Consider the following 20,161-nt stretch of genomic DNA (forward strand, 5'->3'; position numbering starts at 1 on the left):
CAATGCGCGCTGGCGGGTACGGAGAGTGCTGGAGGGGATACGAGGCATGGTCGGTTTCCTGCGGGGACGGCAGGCGCGGCGCAGACGGTCACGCGGGCGGGTCGTGGCCGTGCTGCTCGCTCTGCTGGCGATCCAGCTCGGTTCGCTCGTCGCGCCGGCCTACGCCTGCGGCTGCGGCGCGCTGCTCCCGGCGGACCAGCGGCAGATCGTGGTCGGCCGGGAGGTCTCCGTCGTGCGCTGGGACGGCGCGCAGGAACAGATCGTGATGCGGCTGACGGTCGACGGGGACGCCGACCGGGCCGCCTGGATCATGCCCGTGCCACACCGGGCGACGGTCGGACTCGGCGACCCGGAGCTGTTCGACCAACTGGCCGCGGCCACGGCACCCGTGCACCGCACCCGCCACCACTTCTGGCCGCAGGACGGCGACTGGCCGCTGACCACCGGCGGCGACACCGGGGGCCCGCCGCCGCCCGGGGCGGGACCCGGCGTCGGCGTGATCGGACGCGAGCGGCTCGGCCCGTTCGACGTGGCCCGGCTCACCGCCACCGATCCGGGCGACCTCGACGACTGGCTGCGCGCCAACGACTTCACCCTCCCGGGTCCCCTGGAGAGCGCGCTCCAGCCGTACGTCGACCGGCGCTGGGAGTACGTGGCGGTCCGGTTGGCCCCCGAGAGCACCGGGACCGTGCTGCGCGGCGAGCTCGAGCCGCTGCACCTCAGCTTCGCCGCCGACAGCCTCGTCTACCCGATGCGGCTGTCCCGGCTGGCTGCCACCCCGCAGTCGCTCGGCCTGTACGTCCTCGCCGCCCACCGCATGGAACCGGCCTCGGCGATCGGCGGTGAGCGGCCCCGGGTGACGTTCGCCGGGCCGCTCGGCGGGGCGACGGGGCCACTGGCCGAGCTGGCGGCGGGCACCCCGTTCCTGACGGCCGTCGCCCACGAGTTCCCGCGGCCCTCGGAGATCTCCGGGGACATCGAGCTGCGCCGGGCGGCGGCGGACACCGCGTACCGGCAGGTGATCTACGAGGACCGGCTGCTCGCGCTGGCCGGGATCCCGGTGTGGCTGCTGACGGTCGTCGGCGGACTGGCCGTCCTGAACACGGTCGCGGTCGTGCTGGGCGTCCGCTGGGGCCGGGCCCGCCGGGCGACCCTCCCCCGCCCCCGACACGCCTCGGGCTTCCACCCGACGCCCACCACCGAAACCTGGGCCGCGCCGACGCCCGCGATGCCGGGAACGGCGCCCGCGATGCCGGGCCCGGCCTTCCGGGGGCCGGGGACGCTGCCGGCGCCAGCGGCGGGGTCGGCGGCGGCGAGAGCGGCAGGGCCGGAGGCGGGGGCAGCGGCGGCGCCGGTGCCGGGGGCGGGGGCGGCTGTCGCCGGCCCCACGGCGTCGCCCGCGCCTGCCGGTGTGTCCTCGGCGCCCCCCGTGCCCCCGCGGCCGCCGTCCCTCCCCCGTACTCCTCCTCGGCCCGCGCGGCCGCCCGTCCCCGCTCCTCCCGTTCCCCCTGCTCCTCCCTCTCCTCGCACCCCTCCCGCGCCTGTCCCCGCGCCTGCCCCCGCCCCTGCTCGCGTGCCGCCCAAGCCGCCCGCGCCACCCCGGACGCCGCCCGTGCCTTCCGCGCGCCCCGCTCCGCCCGCTTCACCCGCGCCGCCCACGCCCCGCACCGCGCCTTCCGCGTCCTTCGCGCCTCCCGCCGCGCCCCCTGCGCCGAACGGCTGAAACCCCCGGCCGGGGATCCGGGGGGCTCGACTTAGCATTCGGGACGAGACATACCGCCGGATATGTCAGGTACACGAGAGGCAGAGCGCATGAGCGAGTCGCAGGCCTGGGACGCCGTCGACGCCTACTTCACCGACCATCTCGCCCCGGACGACGAGGTGACGACGGCCGCGTTGCGCGACAGCGAGGCCGCCGAGCTGCCGCACATCAACGTCACGGCGAACCAGGGCAAGCTGCTCCAGCTGCTCGCCGAGATCCAGGGGGCCCGGACGGTCCTGGAGATCGGCACGCTCGGCGGCTACAGCACGATCTGGCTGGCCCGCGCGCTCCCGGCCGACGGCCGGCTGATCTCGCTGGAGTACGACCCCCGGCACGCGGAGGTCGCCACCCGCAACATCGCCCGCGCGGGCCTCGACAAGCTGGTCGAGGTGCGGGTCGGGCCGGCCCTGGAGTCACTGCCGCTGCTGGCCGACGAGAACCCGCCGCCGTTCGACCTCGTCTTCATCGACGCGGACAAGGTCAACAACGCGCACTACCTGGAGTGGGCGCTGAAGCTCACGAGTGTGGGCAGTCTGATCGTCGTCGACAACGTCGTACGGGGCGGCCGGGTCGTGGAAGCGGACAGCGACGCGGGGGACGTGGTCGGCACCCGCGCCGCGATCGAACTGATCGGCTCGCACCCGAGGCTGAGCGGCACGGCCATCCAGACGGTGGGGGCGAAGGGCTACGACGGCTTCGCGCTGGCGCGCGTGCTGGCCTAGCCGCCCGGCCCTCCCCCCGCTCCCCCGGAAGCTGTCACGCCTCGTGATAGAAGCCCACGTTGACGCTGCGCGGCCCGGTGCGGTCGAGGACGATGATCTCGCCGGAGCCGCCGCGCGCCAGCGGCATGGTGCCGCCGTAGGCGAGCGGCTGCGCGTACTGGCCGCTCACCAGCCGCACCTCGGAGGACGGCTCGTCCTGCGAGCCGCGCAGCCACGAGACCTGCCAGGTGCCCTCGGGGCCGCACAGGAACTCCAGGTGCACCCGGGAGACGAACAGCCAGTCGTCGGGGGTCGCGAGGCGGCACACCGTCTTGTCCCGGCCCACCCGGAGCACGGCACCCGGGTCGCTGGGCGAGTCGGCCATGAGCATGCCGGCCGTGGCGCCCTCTTCCGTCCCGGAGACGGTGGCCATGGTGAGTTCGAGCACGTGCGCTCCCCTTGAAATGTCTTTGACATGCCTGTCGGCGTCCTGGGTCCTCAGTGTGCTTGTACAGCGGCCGCATGATAAATCGCCCGGCCCCACCGCGTCCGGCAGAATGGACGCATGACCGAGCGAAAGCCACCGGGTGTCCCGTTCGAGTCCTGGGTCGACAAGCAGATCCGTGACGCGGAGCGGCGCGGCGAGTTCGCCCAACTTCCGGGCGCGGGAAAGCCGTTGCCGACGGGTGCGGACATCGCGTACGACGAACTCTGGTGGATCAAGCGCAAGATGGCCCGCGAGGGTCTTTCCGTCCTGCCACCGACGCTCGCCCTGCGCAAGGAGGCGGAGGACGCGCTCGCGGCGGCGTACGCGGCGCCTTCGGAACGCCTCGTCCGGAAGATCATCACGGACGTCAACGTCAAACTGCGCGACATGATGTTCAAGCCGCCGCCCGGCCCCCCGCTGGGCATGAAGCCGTACGACGTCGAAACGGTCGTACGGGAGTGGCGGGAGCGCCGGGCGGCGGCAGGCGGGTCGGCCGCGAGGGCCGAAGGAGCCGAGGGCTCAGAGGTGTAGCAGCCGCTCGGTCAGCTCGCGGTAGTCCCGCAGGGCCAGCCGGAGCTGTTCGGTGTCGGTGGCCGTCGCGGCCTGCGCGGAGCGGTCCTTGCCCCCCTCCGCCGGCTGCCACGACCCGCGCAGGGTACGGCGTCGCCGGTCCACGGCGTCCGTGAAGCGCGCGGCGAGGTCCTCCAGCACCTGGTCGGCCTCCGCGACGGCGTCGCGCGGACCGTCGACGAACCCGACGACCGCGTGCCGCATGCGGGAGGCGATCCGGTCGCACTCGTCGTCCGGCAGGAGCGACTCGCCGTGAGCGGCGTGACCGGCGTGGCTGCCGTGCTCGGTGGCGGCGGTCGTCGGTTCGCGGCCCGTGGCGGTGTCCGTCGCGCCCGTGTCCCGGTGCCGGGGCGGCGCCCCTTCGCCGGAGGTGCTGAGCGGGCCCGCGTCCCGGCCGGCGCCGGCCGCCCGGCCGCGTGCCGCCGCGCCCGGACCGATGTCGGAGCCGAGCGGCGTCGGCTCGGCCACGGCCGCCGTACCGCGCGGCTCCGCGGACGTCCGTCCCCTCTCCCCCGGCAGGACGGCCTCGCCCGGCAGAGCGGTCGCACCCTGCGGGGCGGCCTCCCCGGTGCGTGCGGTGTCACCGGTGCGCGCGGTGTCACCGGTGCGTGCGGCCTCGCCGGGCCGTACGGCTTCGGCGGTGCGTGCGGCCTCGCCCGTGTGTGCGGCTTCCGCGGCCCGTGCGGTCTCGGCGGCCCGTGCCGTGTCGTCGGCCCGTGCGGTGTCGTCGGCCCGTGCGGTGTCGTCGGACTTCGCCGCTCGGGTTCGGTCGGCGGCCGGTCGGCGGTTCTCCGGTTTCACGCCCGGGATCGCGTCCGGGTTCGCACCCGTGTCCCGCGCGGTGTCCCGCGTCGTGTTCGGTGTCGTGTTCGGTGTCAGGTCGGGCATGGTGGTCAGCTCTCCTTCGCCTGGTGACGGTGGAAGCCCCGCGGCAGGTGGCGGGCGGAGCCGGAGCCGTCCTGGCTCACGCGCTCCTGCGTCCGACGGCGGCCGGCGTCGTGGGAGGCATCGCCGAGCAGGTCCTCGAAGAGGTCGCGGGCCTCGACCATGGCGGCCCGCAGGTCCTCCGTGCCGGGCGCGCCGGACGTGCCGGTCGCGCTCGCGTCGTGCGTGCCGACGCCGTTGGCGCGTACACGTGCGACACGGTGGACGCGTCGGTAGCCGTGGACACGGTGCGCGTGGTGGACGGAGAGTGCGGCGAGCTGCTCCTCGTACTGGTCGCCGTCCGGGAAGCCCCGGGCGCCGGCCACTTCGGCGAGCAGCCGGTCGGCCTCGGTGACCGCCTGCTGGGGCGAGTCGACGAACCGCTCCTGCGCGGCCGTCCACCGAGCCTCGAACCTCTCACGCTCCGCGGGCTCCAGCGGGCGCTCGCGCAGCCCGCCGTGCCGCTCCACCAGGGCGTCGAGCTCGCGCTCGGCGGCCTTGACGTCCCCGTCGTGCCGGGCCACGGCACGGTCGTACTCGGGCCCGAAGCGACGCTTCAGACCGTGTCCGCCGTGCGAGCCGCGGGCCCGCACGGCCAGAACGGCCGCGACGGCGACGATGGCCGCCACGATCACGATCAGAGCGATGATCACTCCTGTGGACATGCCTTGCCTTCCGATGTGTCGGCCCCACGGGCCGGTTCACAGCTCGGGTTGCCCGGACCGCCTCTCATAAACGGCCTCCGGACCGCCCCGCCCGAACGGCCCGGGGAATTCCCGGGACGCGGTCGGCGCATATTCGGTTGCCGACCCGCCGGGTCGCCTCCGGAGAATGTCCCCATGACGACGTCGCCGACCTGGACCATCACTCCCGAACCCTTCGACGCCCCGGCCGCCAGCGCCCTCTGGCGGGCGTACTACACCGAGGTCAGCGACCGCTACTACCTGCTGCACGAGGGGCGCACGACCGACCCGGTCGAGCTGGAGCGGGAGATCGCCGCCCACCCCGGCGCCGAACTCGCCCCGCCCGACGGGCGGTTGCTCGTGGGACGGTACGGCGGTGAGCCGGCCGGCACCGCGGGGGTACGGCTGCGGGGCGCCGGAACCGCCGAGCTCACCCGGGTGTTCGTGCGGGCGGAGCTGCGCGGCCGGGGCGGCGCGGCGCTCCTCGTCCGGGGCGCCGAGGACGCCGCCCGCGCGCTCGGCGCCACCCGGATGATCCTCGACACCCGCGGCGACCTCGTCGAGGCCCGTGCCCTGTACGCCCGGCTGGGCTACGCGGAGACCGAGCCGCACAACGAGGACCCGTACGCCGACCACTGGTTCGGCAAGTCGCTCGGCCGGGACGTCAGGTGAGCCGGTGGTCGGGCACCACCCGCCCGCCGTACGGCTGTTCCCGGTCCGAGCCGCACAGCTCGCTGTTCAGCTCCCTGACGAGCTGGACCAGGTCGGTGGGCCGGTCCGGGCCCCACCAGTCGCCGAGCAGCTCGGCAAGGGACTCCTCGCGGACCTCGGCGAGCCGGTCGGCGACCGCGCGGCCCTCGTCGGTCAGCACCATGTCGAGGCCCTCGCGCACGGCGAGCCCGCCCCCCTCGACCTGACGGACGGCCTCGATGATCGCCGGCAGCGGGACGGTCGTGCGCTCGGCCAGCATCGCCGGCTCGACGCTGCCGTGGCGTTTGATCCGCAGCAGCAGCCAGCTCGACGCCGGAAGGAGGTCCTGGCCGGCCCGTGCGGTGATCTTCCGGTAGATCTCACGGCGGCCCTCGCGGGTGCCGAGGACGGACAGCGCACGGCACACCTCGTCGTACGAGGACCGTTCCACCGGGTTGCTGGCGAGGGTCTCCGTCACATCGGGCGCCGTGACCGAGCCGCGCAACGGGTCCTCCTTGAGGAACCAGGCCAGGACGAAGCCGACGAGGGCGACGGGGGCGGCGTACAGGAAGACGTCGGTGATCGCGGACGCGTACGCGTCCAGGGCCTGCGGCCGCAGGGCCGACGGCAGCTCGGCGATGCCGCGCGGGTCGGACTCGAGTCCGTCCACCGAGACCCCGGACGGGAGTTGCACGCCCCGGAAGGCGTCCGTGAGCTTGTCGCCGAGGCGGCCGGAGAAGACCGTACCGAAGATCGCGACGCCGAAGGAGGCGCCGATCGAGCGGAAGAAGGTCGCGCCGGAGGTGGCGACGCCGAGGTCCTCGTACGCGACGGCGTTCTGCACGATCAGCACCAGGACCTGCATGACCAGGCCGAGGCCGAGACCGAACACGAAGAAGCAGGCGCTCATCGCGCCCGTGGAGCTGTGCTCGTCGAGCCGGTGCAGGAGGAGCAGGCCGAGCGTGGTGACGCCGGTTCCGGCGACCGGGAACACCTTCCAGCGGCCGGTGCGGCTGACGATCTGCCCGGAGACGGTGGACGCCAGCAGCAGGCCCGCCACCATCGGCAGCATGTGCACGCCGGACAGGGTCGGCGAGACGCCCTGCACCACCTGGAGGAAGGTCGGCAGGTAGGTCATCGCGCCGAACATCGCGAACCCGACGATGAAGCTGATCACCGCGGACAGGGTGAAGGTGCGGATGCGGAACAGTTTCAGGGGGAGCACCGGTTCGGCCGCCCGCCGTTCCGCGGCCACGAACGCCACGGTCAGGAGCACGCCCAGCACCGCCAGGCCGACGATCTGCGGCGAGGCCCAGTCCCAGGTGGTGCCGCCGAGCGACGCCACCAGGACCAGGCAGGTGGCGACCGCGGCGATGAGGAAGGTGCCGAGGTAGTCGATGACGTGCTTCGTCGACTTCCGCGGGATGTGCAGGACGGCCGCGATGACGGCGAGGGCGACGACTCCGACGGGCAGGTTGACGTAGAACACCCAGCGCCAGCTCAGATGCTCGGTGAACAGGCCGCCCAGCAGCGGGCCGAGGACGCTCGTGGCGCCGAACACCGCGCCGAACAGGCCTTGGTAGCGGCCGCGGTCGCGCGGCGGGACGAGGTCGCCGACGATCGCCATCGACAGCACCATCAGGCCGCCGCCGCCCAGGCCCTGGAGCCCGCGGAAGGCGATCAGCTGCGGCATGTTTTGCGCCATTCCGCACAGCGCCGAACCGATCAGGAAGATGACGATCGCGATCTGGAACAGCCTCTTGCGCCCGTACTGGTCACCGAGTTTGCCCCACAGCGGGGTCGCGGCCGTCGACGCCAGCAGATACGCGGTGACCACCCACGACAGGTGCTCCATACCACCGAGCTCGCTGACGATGGTGGGGAGGGCGGTCGACACGATCGTCTGGTCCAGGGCGGCGAGCAGCATGCCGAGCAGGAGGGCGCCGATGGAGACGAGCACGTTTCCGGACACGTGTTCCTCGCGCGGATCCGCCGCCCTGCTGTGCGCGTCCAAGACCATGGATGCCTCCCGAGGCTCTGGTGACCCCCTCCATCGTGATCGGTGTGACCCGTTATGGCCTCTCGAGTCCTCTTGCGCCCTGACGGAATACGACATTCCGGGGGTCGCGGGCTGCGGGACGTGTGGAGGATCTGCATAATCTCTGGAGTTTGAATGGGGAGGGACGAACACGTGATCGATCCGACGGGGCACCAGGGGCGCTCGGGGCGGCAAGGGCTGCCGTGCCCGGAGTGCGGAGCGCTCCGGGCGATCGACAACACCCCGTCCTGCGCCTGCGCCCGGCGCGCCTCCGATGCCCAGCGCGACACGCGCACGACGGAGGCGGCCGCCGCGGAGGACTTCGATCCGTTGCGCATACGGCCCTACGTCGAGTTGGGCACCGAGGCCGGAAGCGAGCCCGCGGGCACGTCCGGGGACGAGGCCGGGGGCACGTTCGGGGGCGTTCCCGGGGGCGGGGCGAGGGGCCCCGTCGGCGCGGCCGACGTGACCATGCCACTGCCGACCGTGCCGACCGCAGCGGGCGTTCCGGCCGACGCGACGATGCCGCTGCGCACCGTGCACCCCGCCGGCCCGGCGGGCCCGGCGCCGGACATGACGGCGGCGCTGCCCACTCCTCTGGCGTCGTCCGCCTCCGAGCCCAGCACGACCGATCTGAGCCTGTTCGAGGCGGCGGACGTCGGCGCCGCGCACCCCGACGACGAGGAACCGCACCGCCCGCGCCGTCGTCGCACGCTGCTGATCGCGACGACCGCGGCCGTCGTGGCCGTCGTGGCGGCGGCCGGGTTCGCCTCAGGACTGTTCACCTACGAGAAGCCGACACGGGACGGGGCCACTCCCGAGGACGTGCGGGCGGCCGTGCCGGACGCCTCGACCAGCGCCGCCTCGGCATCGGCGTCGCCGAGTCGCTCCGCGTCCCCTTCGGCCTCCGAGGCCTCGCCGTCGCCTTCCGAGAGCGAGAGTCCGTCGCCCTCCGCGTCGGAGTCGAGCGCCTCGCCCTCGGCGTCCCCGTCGGCCGAGGCCGGGCAGGCCACGCCGACCGCCCGCGCGACCGGCTCCCTGGCGCCCGGGAACGGGGCCGACAACGAGGACGACCCCACCGAGGCGGTCGTCCTGCGGCGCGGCGACAAGGGCGCCGAGGTGACCGAACTCCAGCTGCGGCTGCGCCAGCTGTTCCTCTACAACGGCGAGGCCGACGGCACGTTCACCGGCGAGGTCGAGGACGCCCTGCGCAACTACCAGTGGTCCCGGGGCACGACGGAGGACGGCATGGGCGTCTACGGAGCGCTGACCCGGACCCGCCTGGAAGCGGAGACGACGGAACCGTAGCCCCCGCGGAACCACAGGCCCCGCGCGGCACACGACATTGCTCCGCACCCCGGAGCCCCAGAACCCCGGAACCCCTGGGCCCCTGGGCCTCGGAGCCAGTGCCCCCGCGCGCCCCACGCGCAGTGGATCCGCACACCAGAACCCGGAATCGGAACCGGAACCGGAACCGGAACCACCGACCCCGCCTCACGCCGCGCGCCCCACACCTCACGCCAAGTGGATCCGCACCCGGAGCCCGGAACCGGAGTCACGGACCCCGCCGCGCCTCACGCGCAGTGGATCCGCACCCCGGACTCGTCCGATTCCACCCGCACCTGCCGCAGGTCGCGGACCAGCACGTCGGGTCCGTGCGCGGCCGCTCGCGGCCCCACTCCCACGACCCGCATCCCGGCGGCCCGGCCGGCCGCGATGCCCGCCCCGGAGTCCTCGAACACCACGCAGTCGGCCGGGGCGATCCCCAGCTCGGCCGCGCCCTTCAGGAAGCCCTCGGGGTCCGGCTTGCTCGCGCCCACCGACTCCGCGGTGACGCGCACGTCCGGGAGCGCCAGTCGGGCCGCGGCCATCCGGGCCGTCGACAGCGGGACGTCCGCCGAGGTGACCAGCGCGTGCGGGACGCCCGTCAGGGAGGCGAGGAACTCCGGCGCGCCGGGCACCGGTACGACGCCGTCCATGTCGGCGGTCTCCTCCGCCAGCATCCGCGTGTTGTCCGCGTGGTTCAGGTGCATCGGCCGACCGGGCAGCAGTACGGCCATCGAGGCGTACCCCTGCCGGCCGTGGACGACCTTCATGACCTCGTCGCCGTCGAGCCCGTGCGCGTCTGCCCAGCGCCGCCAGACGCGCTCCACGACGGCGTCGGAGTTCACGAGGGTGCCGTCCATGTCGAGCAGGAGGGCGCGGGCGGTCAGGACCGGCATCAGCAGCTCCAGGTAGGAAGAGACAAGGCGGCCCCGCCCGCCGGTCAGGGAAAACGGACGGGAGCCACTTTGTTTCTCTACGGTACAAAACAATCGGGGTCCACCGCCACCCCGGCCCCGAGGTGCCGGTGAGCGTTCACCCGCCGTTCAGCTCGGCCCCGGCCGTCAGCCGGCGATCGCCTCCCACAGGCTCCACACCCCGAGGGCCAGCATCAGCAGCGCCGCAATCTGCGTGATCAGCTTCAGCGGCACCCGCTTCATCAGCGCCTTTCCGCCGACGATGCCGAGTCCGGCCACCGCCCACAGCGCCAGCACCGCACCCAGCCCGACGGAGAGCGGATCGTCGTAGCGGGCGGCGAGGTTCGCCGTCATGATCTGGGTGAGATCGCCGAACTCGGCGACGAGGATCAGCATGAAGCCCGCGCCCGCGACCTTCCAGAAGGACTGGTCCTCCGGCCGCCGGACCTCCTCCTCGCCCTCGTCCTTCTTCAGCAGCAGCACCGCCGCGCCGCCCAGGAACAGGACGCCGGTCAGCGCGTGCACGAGCTGCTGCGGGAGCAGGGTCAGCACGCTGCCCGCCGCGACGGCCAGCACGACGTGCAGCGTGAAGGCGGCGGCGACCCCGGCGAAGACGTACGAGGCGCGGTAGCGGGTGCCGAGGACGAGGCCGGCGAGCGCGGTCTTGTCCGGCAGCTCGGCCAGGAAGACGACGCCGAAGACGAGCGCCGTCACGGTGATGCTGATCAAGGTTCCTCAATCGGTCGGGGGCCGCCCCGCCGAGAGTCCTGACACTTCAGGAGAAAAAGACACCTCGGCACGGCAGCACACATGTCATCCGCGCCATGAGGCACGGATGTGCACTGCTTGCCGAAGGTCTCGCTGGCCGACCCCGGTGACGGGCCTGCCTCCGGGCGCCGGCTCAGACGAGCTGAGCAGTATGTCGACGGTCCGGCGAAGAGCTACTCCCCTTCTGCGTTCCCCATTGTACGAGATCGTTCTGCCATAAACCTTGTCGTGTCATGTACGTGTCACTAGCTTCTAACCGGACGCACATCTCCCCGCAATGTGCGGCCGCGAGCATTCCCTCGCTCGCGCTCCAACACCCCGCCTCCCCCATGGAGTTCGCATGTCGAAGTTCTACGCGCGTGGACGGCTGAGCATACTCGCCGCCCTCACCGGCCTCATAGCCTCGGTCGGGCTGCTCAACTCCCCGACCGCCTCCGCCGCTCTCCCCACCCCGGTGAGCGCCGCCACCGCCCGCACCTACCTCGCCTCGCTCACCGTGGCGACCGAGGTCCGCACCGGCTACAGCCGCGACCTCTTCCCGCACTGGATCACCATCTCCGGCACCTGCAACACCCGGGAGACGGTCCTCAAGCGGGACGGCACGAACGTCGTCACCAGCTCCGCCTGCGCCGCCACCAGCGGCAGCTGGTACTCCCCCTACGACGGCGCCACCTGGACCGCCGCCGCCGACGTCGACATCGATCACATGGTCCCGCTCGCCGAGGCCTGGGACTCCGGCGCCCGCAACTGGACCACCGCCCAGCGTCAGGCCTTCGCCAACGACCTGACCCGCCCGCAGCTCATCGCCGTCACGGACAACGTGAACCAGTCCAAGAGCGATCAGGACCCCGCCGAGTGGATGCCGTCGGTCACCTCGTACCGCTGCACCTACGTCCGGGCCTGGGTCCAGGTGAAGTACTACTACGGCCTCTCGGTGGACTCCGCCGAGAAGAGCGCGCTCACCAGCTACCTCGCGAGCTGCTGATCGACTCGTGACCGCACGGATCTCCCCACTCCCCTCCGTCGTTCCGTACCGTACGGGGCGACGGAGGAGGGCGATCGCGTGGCCGAACTGCGGCTGGGACCACTACTGAGATACGCCGACGGCTCTACGGCGACCGTATGGGTCGAGGCGAGCCGCCCGTGCGCCGCCGAGGTGCGGTGCGCGGACGGCGCGGCCGGCACCGCCCACACCTTCCAGGTGGCGGGCCACCACTACGCCCTCGTCCAGGTGACGGGCCTGACGGCGGGCACGGCCACGGCGTACGAGGTGTTCCTCGACGGCGGCCGCGTGTGGCCGCTGCCCGACTCCCGCTTCCCGCCGTCGGAGATCCGCACCCCCGCCGCAACCGAAGCCGACGGTGGCGGTGGCGGGGTCCGGGTGGCGTTCGGCTCCTGCCGGTGGGCGGCGCCCCCGGCCGGCGGGCACGACCCCGTGGGCCCCGACGCCCTGGACAGCCTGGCCGCGCGTCTCGCCGCCGATCCGGCGGCCGAACGGCCCGACGTACTCCTGCTCCTCGGCGACCAGGTCTACGCCGACGAGGTCTCCGACGCGACCCGGGAGCGGATCGCGGCCCGCCGCGGACTCACCGACGCACCCGGCGCCGAGGTCGCGGACTTCGAGGAGTACACCTGGCTCTACTACGAGTCCTGGCTCGACCCCGAGGTGCGCTGGCTGCTGTCCACCGTGCCCAGCTGCATGGTCTTCGACGACCATGACGTCATCGACGACTGGAACACCTCCGCCTCCTGGCTGGCCGACATGCGGGCCACCCCCTGGTGGCGCGAGCGGCTGCTGAGCGGCCTGATGTCGTACTGGGTGCACCAGCACCTCGGGAACCTCTCCCCGGCCGAGCTGGCCGCCGACCCGCTCTACGCCGCCGTCCGCGAGGCCCCCGACGCCACCGACGCGCTGCGCGCCTTCGCCTGCCGCGCCGACGCGGACCCGGCGTCCGTGCGGTGGAGCTACCGGCGCGACTTCGGGCGCGTGCGGCTGCTGATGGTCGACAGCAGGGCGGCGCGGGTCCTCGACGAGGACGGGCGCTCGATGCTCCACCCGGGAGAGTGGACCTGGCTGCGCGAACAGACCCTCGACGGCCCCGGCTCCTACGACCACCTCCTCATCGGCACCTCGCTGCCCTGGCTGCTCCCGCATCTGGTGCACGACGCCGAGGAGTGGGACGCGGCGCTGAGCCGGGGCGAGCGCGGGGCGCGCTGGGCCCGAATCGGGGAGAAGGTGCGGCGGGGGGCGGATCTGGAGCACTGGGCGGCCTTCCCGCAGTCCTTCGCCGCGCTGGCGGAACTGATCGCCGAGACGGGAACGGGGACGGAGGCCCCGGCGAGCGTGCTCGTGCTCTCCGGGGACGTGCACCACGCGTACGTGGCCGAGCCGTACTGGCACGAGGGCGACGGCCCGGACGCGCGGGTGCTCCAGCTCACCTGTTCCCCCGTGCACAACTCGGTCCCCCTGTCGATCCGGGTGGGCTTCCGCTTCGGCTGGAGCGCCGTGGCCCGGGCGCTCGGCCGCCGGCTGCGTCGCCACGGCCGCTGTGCCCGGCCGCCGGTCGGCTGGCGCAAGAAGGGCGGGCCGTGGTTCGGCAACCAGCTCATGTTCCTGACCCTGCGCGGGCGTTCGGCCCGGCTGCGGCTGGAGCAGGCGCAGGCCGACGGGTCGTTGAGGACGGTGCGGGAGTCCGACCTGACCCCCTGAGGCGGGACGGCCGGACAACCGGGGCGCCCGGGGCCCGCGTTGGCTTCCGTGACGGCCGACGGCATGATGAGGCGGACCGTCCGCTTCCACCGCGGTCCGGCGGACGGGTCTGCTCCATCGCGCCCCACACGCCCGGGAGTCACCCTCTTGCCCCCCTCAGTGAACGCAGACCGAGCCGGCGTCGGCGAGCCCGCGCCGGACGCGAACGCGACACCGCCGGTCACCGTCTCCGTCGCCCTCGTCGGCGCCGGACCGCGCGGCACCAGCGTCCTGGAACGCCTCTGCGCCTCCGCGCCCGGCCTCCTTCCGCCCGGGACGCGGCTGACGGTCCACGTCGTCGATCCCGCACCGCCCGGACCGGGTCGCGTATGGCGCACCGCGCAGTCGCGGGAGCTGCTGATGAACACGGTGGCCTCGCAGGTGACCCTGTTCACCGACGACAGCGTGGACTGCGCGGGCCCGGTCCGCCCGGGCCCGAGTCTGCACGCGTGGGCGGCCGGCGAGCTGGGCCCCGACGAGTACCCGACCCGCGCGCACTACGGCCGCTACCTGGAGTGGGTGTTCGCCCGGACCGTGCGCCGGGCCCCGCCGTCGGTGCGCGTCGAGACGCACGCGGCCCGCGCGGTACGGCTCGACGACGCCGCCGACGGCCGCCAGGTCCTCACCCTGGACGACGGCCGGATCCTGTTCGGCCTGTCCGCCGTCGTCCTCGCCCAGGGGCATCTGCCGGTGGTCGCCGACTCCGCCCAGCGACACCACACCGCCTACGCGCGACGGCACGGCCTGCGGCACGTCCCGCCCGCCAACCCCGCCGACGTCGACCTCGCCGCCCTCGCCCCCGGCGAACCGGTGCTGCTGCGCGGTCTGGGCCTGAACTTCTTCGACCACCTGGCCCTGCTGACCAGCGGCCGCGGCGGCCGCTTCGTCCCCGCCCCCGCCCCCACTCATACCGGCGCTCATTCCGGCGCTCATTCCGGCGCCCGGGCCGGCGCCGGGCGGACGGCTCTGCGCTATCTGCCCTCCGGTCACGAGCCGCGCCTGTACGCCGGCTCCCGGCGCGGCATCCCGTACCAGGCGCGCGGCGACAACGCCAAGGGACCGTACGGCCGTCACCGTCCGCTCGTGCTGACCCCGCAGGTGATCGCCGGTTTCCGCGAACGCGCGGACTGCGGCGAGGCGCCTGACTTCCTGGCCGAGATATGGCCGTTGGTGGCCAAGGAAGTGGAGACGGTCTACTACGCGGCCCTGCTGCGGGAGCCGGCGCGGCCCGGCCCCGCGGAGAGCCGCCCGGAAAGCGGCGCGGAAAGCCGCGCGGAAAGCCGCGCGGAGCGCTTCGTGCGGGAGTTCTCGGCCGTCCCGCACCGCGACGCCCAGGAGGCCGCGGTACTCGACGGTTTCGGGGTACCGCGGGCCGACCGCTGGAACTGGGACCGGATCTCCCGGCCGTACACGGGACGGCGGTTCGCGCATCCGGGGCAGTGGCGGGACTGGCTGCTCGGGTATCTGCGCCGGGACGCGGAGGACGCCGCCCGGGGCAATGTGGACGGCCCCGCGAAGGCGGCCCTGGACGTCCTGCGCGACCTGCGCAACGAGCTGCGGCTGATCGTCGACCACGCCGGTCTGGCCGGCGCCTCCCGCCGGGACCACCTGGACCGCTGGTACACCCCGCTCAACGCCTTCCTGTCCATCGGCCCGCCGCGCCGCCGCGTGGAGGAACTGGCCGCCCTGGTGGAGGCGGGGGTGGTGGAGGTGCTCGGGCCCCGGCTGGAGGTGCGGGAGGAGGACGGGGCCTGGCGGGCGCACGCGCCGGAGGTGCCGGGGTCGGCCGTCCGGGTGACGACGATCGTCGAGGCGCGGCTTCCGGAACCGGATCTGCGAAGCACCGCCGACGATCTGCTGGCGCGGCTGATGAAGACCGGGCAGTGCCGTCCCCACACGGTGGACGGCTATGTGACCGGGGGCCTGGACGTGACCCCGCGCCCCTACCACCTGATCGACCGTCAAGGTCGGCCGCACACAAGGCGGTTGGCCTTCGGAGTGCCCACGGAAGGGGTGCACTGGGTCACCGCGGCGGGCGCCCGCCCGGGGGTGGATTCGGTCACACTTTCGGATGCCGACGCGGTGGCGAGAGCCGCTCTGCGCACGGCGGCCCGCGAGGCCGGACCCCTGGCGGGACCTCGGCCGGAACCACAAACGGAACCCCGAGCGGAACCCCGCACAGGGCCCCCCGCGGAACCCGGGCCGTGGCTAAAAGTTGAACTTGCAAGCATCGATTAGGTACGCCTAACGTGTGTCGCTCATTCGGTACCGCCGCCCCCACCGACCGGTCCTTCCCCCATCCGGGACCGGCCCGACCGACACCGAAGGAGCACCCCCCACCATGTCCGCTCGCCTCAACACCGCACAGCCGTACGCGGTCGGCCTCTTCCGCATCGTCGTAGGCCTGCTCTTCGCCTGCCACGGCGCGGCCTCGCTCTTCGGCGTCCTCGGCGGTGCCGCGGGCACCGACGGCGGCACGCTCGACGCCGGAGCCTGGCCCGGCTGGTACGCGGCCGTCATCCAGCTGGTCTGCGGCAGCCTGGTGCTGCTCGGCCTCGGCACCCGGGCCGCCGCGTTCCTGGCCTCGGGCTCCATGGCGTACGCCTACTTCGACGTGCACCAGCCGAGCGCCCTGTGGCCGGTCCAGAACGGCGGCGAGGCCTCCGCGATGTTCTGCTGGGCCTTCCTGCTGCTGGTGTTCACCGGTTCCGGCGCCCTCGGCCTGGACCGCCTGTTCGCCGGCCGCCCGGCCACCGAACGGGAGCCCGCGGCACGGAAGGCCACGGTTTCCGCCTGACCTCGTGCTGACGGCACCGTGATCCGCGGTCACCCGGGCCTTCCGACGCCCGGGTGACCGCGGATCAGCACGCGCGCCCCGGGTGAACGTCTCGTGCCGAACACACGAGCCCCCCGTGAATCCCCTGTCACACCCCAGGCGTACGCTGTATGGCTGGCATTGGCCGCACCTGCCGCTCCCCCGCGACACAGCGGCACGGTCGGCCGTCACGGGGGAGACACGGGGAGTCAGTGGTGTTCGAAAGTGTGGGGGCTTTGCTCGGCAGCCCATGGATCTACGCGGTGGTGGGCCTGTCGGTCCTCCTCGACGTGTTCCTGCCGGTACTGCCCAGCGGAGTGCTCGTCATCACGGCGGCCACGGCCGCTGCGGCGGGCTCGGGCGCGGCGACCGGCCAGGTCCCGCACGACGTACCGGACATCATGGTCCTGATCCTCTCCGCGACGACCGCCTCGGTGCTGGGCGACCTGGTGGCCTACCGGCTGGCCTGGCGCGGCGGTGAACGCCTGGACCGGGCGATCTCCCGCTCGCGTCGGCTGACCACCGCGCAGGAACGTCTCGGCGAGGCGCTGGCCCGGGGCGGCGGCGCCCTGGTGGTGCTGGCCCGCTTCGCCCCCGCCGGCCGTTCCGTCGTCTCCCTCATCGCGGGCGCCGCCCATCGGCGCCCCCGCGAGTTCCTCCCCTGGTCCGCCCTCGCCGGCCTCTCCTGGGCGGGCTACAGCGCCGCCCTCGGCTACTTCGGCGCGCACTGGCTGGGCACGACGTGGCTGGCGACCGGGGTGTCGCTGCTCGCGCTGTTCGGCGCGGGGGCCGGTGCGGCGTACGTCATGCGACGGCAGCCGGCGGCGTAGGACCCGGGCGGCCGGGCGCTAGGTGCGGGCCGCCTCGCCCCGGTGGGCCCCGCGCACCTCCAGCCCGTCCAGCAACTCCGCCGTGGCCGCGGCGATGACCTCGACCGCTCGCTCGAACACCTCCCGGTTGTGCTCGGCCGGTGCCCGGAAGCCGGACACCTTACGGACGTACTGAAGGGCTGCGGCGCGCACATCGTCCTCCGTCGCCTTCTCGGGCAGGGCGGGGGGACGCAGCGTCTTGATGCTCCGGCACATGTCTCCCAGTCTCCCCCGGCACCCCGCCCTCGTGCCATGATCACCTCCGAGGCGGCCACCGCACCCGCGGGGCCGACCGACGAGAGGGACAACAGCACATGACGAAGGACATACTCAGCGTCGCCGTTCTCGGCCCCGGCGGGGTGGGCGGCCTGCTCGCGGCCCTGCTCTCCCGCGCCGGCCACCGGGTGACCTGCCTGGCCGGCGAGGAGACGTCCGCGTCCCTGCGCACCGGCGGCATCCGGGTCCGCAGCACCCCGTTCGGCGACTTCACGGCCCAGGTCGCGGCGGACACCGAGCTGCGCGCACCCGTCGACGCGGTGCTGATCACCGTCAAGCACACCGCCCTCGACGCGGCCCTGGCCCGGGTCCCGGCCCCGGCACTCGGCGCGGACACCCTCCTCGTGCCGTTCCTGAACGGCGTCGAGCACCCGGCGGTCCTGCGCGCCCGGTACCGTCCCGACCGTGTCGCCCCGGCCGTCGTCCGGGTCGAGTCGACCCGGGTCGCGCCGGGTGTGATCGAGCACGGGAGCGACTTCGCGGAGATCGACCTGGCGGGCGACGCCGTGCCGCGCCCTCGCCTGGACGCGCTCGCGCGGGCGCTGGGGGCGGCCGGTCCGACCGTCCGCGTCGTGCCGGACGAGACGGCCGTCCTGTGGGCGAAGATGGCCTTCCTCGCGCCCTTCGCCCTGCTCACCACCCGGCACGGTCTGCCGCTGGGCGAGATCCGCACCCGGCACCGTGAGGAACTGACCGCCCTGGTCGAGGAGACCGCCGCCGTCAGCCGCGCCTGCGGCGCCCCCGCCGACCCGGCCCGGGCACTCGCCCGCTACGACTCCTTCGCCCCCGGCACGAAGTCCTCCATGCAGCGCGACGCCGAGGCCGGACGGGCCCTCGAACTCGACGCGATCGGCGGGGCGTTGCTGCGCGCGGCCGAGCGGCACGGGGTCGCGGTGCCGGTGGCCGCGCGCCTGGTGCGGGAGTTGGCGGACGCTACCCGTTAGCGGCGGCGGGCCCGGTGCGCAGGTCGACGTACCAGTCGTTGGATCTGATCGGATTCCCCTTCGGGTACTCGAAGTCGGCCTGCCCCAGCAGGGTGAACCCGGCCTTGCGGCACACCCCGTTGGACGCGGCGTGCTCCACCTTGGGGAACGCGTGCAGGGCCGGGTGGCCGCCGTGTCCGGCCCGCTGCCGAACGACGTCGACGAGCGCCCGGGCCGCCGTCGCGGCGAGCCCTCTGCCCTGGAACTCGGGCAGGATCCCCCAGCCCGTCTCCCACACCGTCTCGCCCCGCCAGTCGCGCTCCCAGTACCCGATCGAGCCGACGGTCTCCCCGGTGTCCGCGAGCGTGACCCGGTACATGAGCCCGGCGAACGGCTCGACATAGCGCCGGTGCCGGTCGGCGAGCTTCTCCTCGCTCTCCGGCCCGCCCAGATGCTCCGTCATCTCGGGGCTGTTGGTCCGCCGCAGCAGCCAGAAGTCGCCCTGCGACCAGGGCACCAACCGCACCTGTTCCACTCTCACGGTCTGTTCGTCCATGCCCGTCACCCTAGGACCGGGGTCCGACACCGGCGGTGGCCCGCCGCCGTGCGACGCTGCGGGGAGGAACCAGTCAGCGCCCCCACCGAGGGTGGGGGTGAAGGGAGACCAGTGATCAGCCCCGCTCCGCACGGCCCCCGCTCCGCGCCCCCGGTACTCGCCTACGACGGGGACTGCGGCTTCTGCCAGACGTCCGTCGACCGCATCCGCGGCCTCGCCGCACCGACGCTGGAAGCGGTTCCGTGGCAGTTCCTGCCCGCGGAGTCGACCGCGCCGCATCTCGAACGCCTGGACCGGGAGGTGTTGTTGCTGCGCGGCGGCACGGTCCTCGCGGGCGGGTCCGACGCGCTGGCCCGCTGGCTCGGCACCTCGCCGTCCGCCGGGTACCGCGCCCTCTCCGCCGTCCTGCGGCTGCCCGGCGTCCGGGACTGCGCCCGTCCGGTCTACCGCTGGGTGTCGCGCAACCGCCACCGCCTGCCCGGCGCCACCGCGGCGTGCGCGGTCCCGCCCCGCGGCCAGTAAGCCTCCTCGCGCGTCACCACATCCCGACCTGCGCCCCTATCCGCTCGAACATACGTTCACAGGAACACCCCTGAGGAGCTCGCCACTCAAATTCGAACAGGCGTACCATTGCCGCGTGGCTACGACCTATGACTTTCCCAGCGACCTGCGCGCCGGTCAGGAGGAGCTGCATCAGGTCAGGGCCGAGCTGTCGGCCCTGCTGAAGCGGCTTCCCTGGTCGGTCGAGCCCCTGGACGGCTTCAGTGACGACGCGGGCTGGCGCAAGACCGAACGCCCCGCGTCCCCCGGCTGGACGGCCGACGAGCAGGCCGAGGTGGAGAAGCTCCGGCAGCAGGAGCACGAGCTCGCGGTGTTCGTGACCTGCCACCGCTTCTGGGCGGAGATCGCGGCCCCGGACCGCGTGGCGGCCCGCATGAGCCTCAAGCACACCCACGAGCCCTCACCGGGGGACGGCGGCTAGTCCTGCGGAGGAGGTCCCGGACGGCGTTGCCCCCACAGGAGAACGGCTGGCCACGGACCGGTCGACGATCACGGGCATGCCCGTCGCGGTCCGCGCGCCGGCGGCCACCGGTGCGGCCCGTCGGCCCG

General features: G+C 73.7%; 21 protein-coding genes. 13 read left to right on the forward strand and 8 right to left on the reverse strand.

Translation table 11 applies throughout. The annotated features are described in order from the left end of the window. Positions 1 to 46 precede the first annotated feature (46 nt). Together ABT070_RS01870 and ABT070_RS01875 are read left to right on the forward strand one after the other, a co-directional pair. The gene (locus ABT070_RS01870) at positions 47 to 1,723 is read left to right on the forward strand and encodes a DUF2330 domain-containing protein (RefSeq protein ID WP_351753237.1); all 1,677 of its coding nucleotides are present in this window, start codon (positions 47 to 49) and stop codon (positions 1,721 to 1,723) included. 89 nt (positions 1,724 to 1,812) lie between these two features. Beyond that, positions 1,813 to 2,484, forward strand: coding sequence for an O-methyltransferase (locus ABT070_RS01875; protein WP_351753239.1), 672 nt, complete (start codon positions 1,813 to 1,815; stop codon positions 2,482 to 2,484). A 34-nt stretch (positions 2,485 to 2,518) separates the two neighbouring features. On the opposite strand, the gene ABT070_RS01880 is transcribed toward ABT070_RS01875, so the two are convergent. Beyond that, positions 2,519 to 2,911: a hypothetical protein gene (locus tag ABT070_RS01880; RefSeq protein WP_351753242.1), complete on the reverse strand. Its 393-nt coding sequence runs from the start codon at positions 2,909 to 2,911 to the stop codon at positions 2,519 to 2,521. 117 nt (positions 2,912 to 3,028) lie between these two features. Here ABT070_RS01880 and ABT070_RS01885 point away from each other — a divergent pair, with 117 nt between their 5' ends. Continuing rightward, on the forward strand, positions 3,029 to 3,481 hold the full coding sequence (locus ABT070_RS01885; protein ID WP_351753244.1) for a DnaJ family domain-containing protein: 453 nt from the start codon (positions 3,029 to 3,031) through the stop codon (positions 3,479 to 3,481). Here the strand turns inward: ABT070_RS01885 and ABT070_RS46230 are convergent. Continuing rightward, positions 3,470 to 4,408, reverse strand: a complete 939-nt coding sequence (locus tag ABT070_RS46230; RefSeq protein WP_451099251.1) for a hypothetical protein — start codon at positions 4,406 to 4,408, stop codon at positions 3,470 to 3,472. The two genes, ABT070_RS01885 and ABT070_RS46230, sit on opposite strands and share 12 nt — an antisense overlap. Positions 4,409 to 4,413: 5 nt before the next feature. Further along, a complete protein-coding gene (locus ABT070_RS01895; protein WP_351753247.1) occupies positions 4,414 to 5,109 on the reverse strand; it encodes a hypothetical protein in 696 nt (231 codons plus the stop codon). Between the two features lie 174 nt (positions 5,110 to 5,283). Between ABT070_RS01895 and ABT070_RS01900 the strand changes: the two genes are divergently transcribed. Beyond that, positions 5,284 to 5,799, forward strand: coding sequence for a GNAT family N-acetyltransferase (locus ABT070_RS01900; protein ID WP_351753249.1), 516 nt, complete (start codon positions 5,284 to 5,286; stop codon positions 5,797 to 5,799). On the opposite strand, the gene ABT070_RS01905 is transcribed toward ABT070_RS01900, so the two are convergent. After that, positions 5,792 to 7,837, reverse strand: coding sequence for an MDR family MFS transporter (locus ABT070_RS01905; protein WP_351753252.1), 2,046 nt, complete (start codon positions 7,835 to 7,837; stop codon positions 5,792 to 5,794). The two genes, ABT070_RS01900 and ABT070_RS01905, sit on opposite strands and share 8 nt — an antisense overlap. Before the next feature lie 153 nt (positions 7,838 to 7,990). Here ABT070_RS01905 and ABT070_RS01910 point away from each other — a divergent pair, with 153 nt between their 5' ends. Next, positions 7,991 to 9,163: a peptidoglycan-binding domain-containing protein gene (locus ABT070_RS01910; RefSeq protein ID WP_451099248.1), complete on the forward strand. Its 1,173-nt coding sequence runs from the start codon at positions 7,991 to 7,993 to the stop codon at positions 9,161 to 9,163. Between the two features lie 266 nt (positions 9,164 to 9,429). Here the strand turns inward: ABT070_RS01910 and ABT070_RS01915 are convergent, their stop codons facing one another. Together ABT070_RS01915 and ABT070_RS01920 are read right to left on the reverse strand one after the other, a co-directional pair. Then, positions 9,430 to 10,077, reverse strand: coding sequence for an HAD-IA family hydrolase (locus ABT070_RS01915; RefSeq protein WP_351753257.1), 648 nt, complete (start codon positions 10,075 to 10,077; stop codon positions 9,430 to 9,432). 165 nt (positions 10,078 to 10,242) lie between these two features. Further along, a complete protein-coding gene (locus tag ABT070_RS01920; RefSeq protein WP_351753260.1) occupies positions 10,243 to 10,824 on the reverse strand; it encodes a TMEM165/GDT1 family protein in 582 nt (193 codons plus the stop codon). Positions 10,825 to 11,203: 379 nt separating this feature from the next. Between ABT070_RS01920 and ABT070_RS01925 the strand changes: the two genes are divergently transcribed. From ABT070_RS01925 to ABT070_RS01945, 5 genes are all read left to right on the forward strand, one after another. Beyond that, positions 11,204 to 11,848, forward strand: coding sequence for an HNH endonuclease family protein (locus ABT070_RS01925; protein ID WP_351753262.1), 645 nt, complete (start codon positions 11,204 to 11,206; stop codon positions 11,846 to 11,848). 78 nt (positions 11,849 to 11,926) lie between these two features. Beyond that, positions 11,927 to 13,573 (forward strand): alkaline phosphatase D family protein, encoded by a 1,647-nt coding sequence (locus ABT070_RS01930; RefSeq protein WP_351753264.1) that lies wholly within the window; start codon positions 11,927 to 11,929, stop codon positions 13,571 to 13,573. A gap of 159 nt (positions 13,574 to 13,732) precedes the next feature. Next, positions 13,733 to 15,850: an FAD/NAD(P)-binding protein gene (locus ABT070_RS01935; protein ID WP_351753267.1), complete on the forward strand. Its 2,118-nt coding sequence runs from the start codon at positions 13,733 to 13,735 to the stop codon at positions 15,848 to 15,850. Between the two features lie 103 nt (positions 15,851 to 15,953). Further along, the gene (locus ABT070_RS01940; RefSeq protein WP_351753270.1) at positions 15,954 to 16,409 is read left to right on the forward strand and encodes a DoxX family protein; all 456 of its coding nucleotides are present in this window, start codon (positions 15,954 to 15,956) and stop codon (positions 16,407 to 16,409) included. Between the two features lie 233 nt (positions 16,410 to 16,642). Further along, the gene (locus ABT070_RS01945) at positions 16,643 to 17,257 is read left to right on the forward strand and encodes a DedA family protein (RefSeq protein ID WP_351753273.1); all 615 of its coding nucleotides are present in this window, start codon (positions 16,643 to 16,645) and stop codon (positions 17,255 to 17,257) included. Between the two features lie 18 nt (positions 17,258 to 17,275). Here ABT070_RS01945 and ABT070_RS01950 read toward each other — a convergent pair whose 3' ends face one another. After that, entirely contained in the window at positions 17,276 to 17,512 is a 237-nt protein-coding gene (locus ABT070_RS01950) for a DUF2277 domain-containing protein (RefSeq protein ID WP_351753275.1), read from the reverse strand. Positions 17,513 to 17,610: 98 nt separating this feature from the next. Here ABT070_RS01950 and ABT070_RS01955 point away from each other — a divergent pair, with 98 nt between their 5' ends. Next, the gene (locus ABT070_RS01955; protein ID WP_351753278.1) at positions 17,611 to 18,516 is read left to right on the forward strand and encodes a ketopantoate reductase family protein; all 906 of its coding nucleotides are present in this window, start codon (positions 17,611 to 17,613) and stop codon (positions 18,514 to 18,516) included. Here the strand turns inward: ABT070_RS01955 and ABT070_RS01960 are convergent. Beyond that, a complete protein-coding gene (locus ABT070_RS01960) occupies positions 18,506 to 19,051 on the reverse strand; it encodes a GNAT family N-acetyltransferase (protein WP_351753280.1) in 546 nt (181 codons plus the stop codon). The genes ABT070_RS01955 and ABT070_RS01960 overlap by 11 nt on opposite strands. A 111-nt stretch (positions 19,052 to 19,162) precedes the next feature. Here ABT070_RS01960 and ABT070_RS01965 point away from each other — a divergent pair, with 111 nt between their 5' ends. After that, entirely contained in the window at positions 19,163 to 19,573 is a 411-nt protein-coding gene (locus ABT070_RS01965) for a thiol-disulfide oxidoreductase DCC family protein (protein ID WP_351753282.1), read from the forward strand. Positions 19,574 to 19,688: 115 nt separating this feature from the next. Then, on the forward strand, positions 19,689 to 20,033 hold the full coding sequence (locus tag ABT070_RS01970; RefSeq protein ID WP_351753285.1) for a DUF8825 domain-containing protein: 345 nt from the start codon (positions 19,689 to 19,691) through the stop codon (positions 20,031 to 20,033). The last annotated feature ends 128 nt before the right edge of the window (positions 20,034 to 20,161 follow it).

The sequence above is a fragment of the Streptomyces sp. NPDC002884 genome (assembly GCF_040295245.1).
GTDB lineage: Bacteria > Actinomycetota > Actinomycetes > Streptomycetales > Streptomycetaceae > Streptomyces.

Bases quoted from the DNA above. Each gene is read 5' to 3' on its own strand.
- ABT070_RS01885 (WP_351753244.1), top strand. From the start codon at position 3,029: ATGACCGAGCGAAAGCCACCGGGTGTCCCGTTCGAGTCCTGGGTCGAC.
- ABT070_RS01925 (WP_351753262.1), top strand. From the start codon at position 11,204: ATGTCGAAGTTCTACGCGCGTGGACGGCTGAGCATACTCGCCGCCCTC.
- ABT070_RS46230 (WP_451099251.1), bottom strand. From the start codon at position 4,408: ATGCCCGACCTGACACCGAACACGACACCGAACACGACGCGGGACACC.
- ABT070_RS01910 (WP_451099248.1), top strand. From the start codon at position 7,991: ATGGGGAGGGACGAACACGTGATCGATCCGACGGGGCACCAGGGGCGC.
- ABT070_RS01950 (WP_351753275.1), bottom strand. From the start codon at position 17,512: ATGTGCCGGAGCATCAAGACGCTGCGTCCCCCCGCCCTGCCCGAGAAG.
- ABT070_RS01915 (WP_351753257.1), bottom strand. From the start codon at position 10,077: ATGCCGGTCCTGACCGCCCGCGCCCTCCTGCTCGACATGGACGGCACC.
- ABT070_RS01940 (WP_351753270.1), top strand. From the start codon at position 15,954: ATGTCCGCTCGCCTCAACACCGCACAGCCGTACGCGGTCGGCCTCTTC.
- ABT070_RS01895 (WP_351753247.1), bottom strand. From the start codon at position 5,109: ATGTCCACAGGAGTGATCATCGCTCTGATCGTGATCGTGGCGGCCATC.
- ABT070_RS01900 (WP_351753249.1), top strand. From the start codon at position 5,284: ATGACGACGTCGCCGACCTGGACCATCACTCCCGAACCCTTCGACGCC.
- ABT070_RS01870 (WP_351753237.1), top strand. From the start codon at position 47: ATGGTCGGTTTCCTGCGGGGACGGCAGGCGCGGCGCAGACGGTCACGC.
- ABT070_RS01875 (WP_351753239.1), top strand. From the start codon at position 1,813: ATGAGCGAGTCGCAGGCCTGGGACGCCGTCGACGCCTACTTCACCGAC.
- ABT070_RS01960 (WP_351753280.1), bottom strand. From the start codon at position 19,051: ATGGACGAACAGACCGTGAGAGTGGAACAGGTGCGGTTGGTGCCCTGG.
- ABT070_RS01955 (WP_351753278.1), top strand. From the start codon at position 17,611: ATGACGAAGGACATACTCAGCGTCGCCGTTCTCGGCCCCGGCGGGGTG.
- ABT070_RS01905 (WP_351753252.1), bottom strand. From the start codon at position 7,837: ATGGTCTTGGACGCGCACAGCAGGGCGGCGGATCCGCGCGAGGAACAC.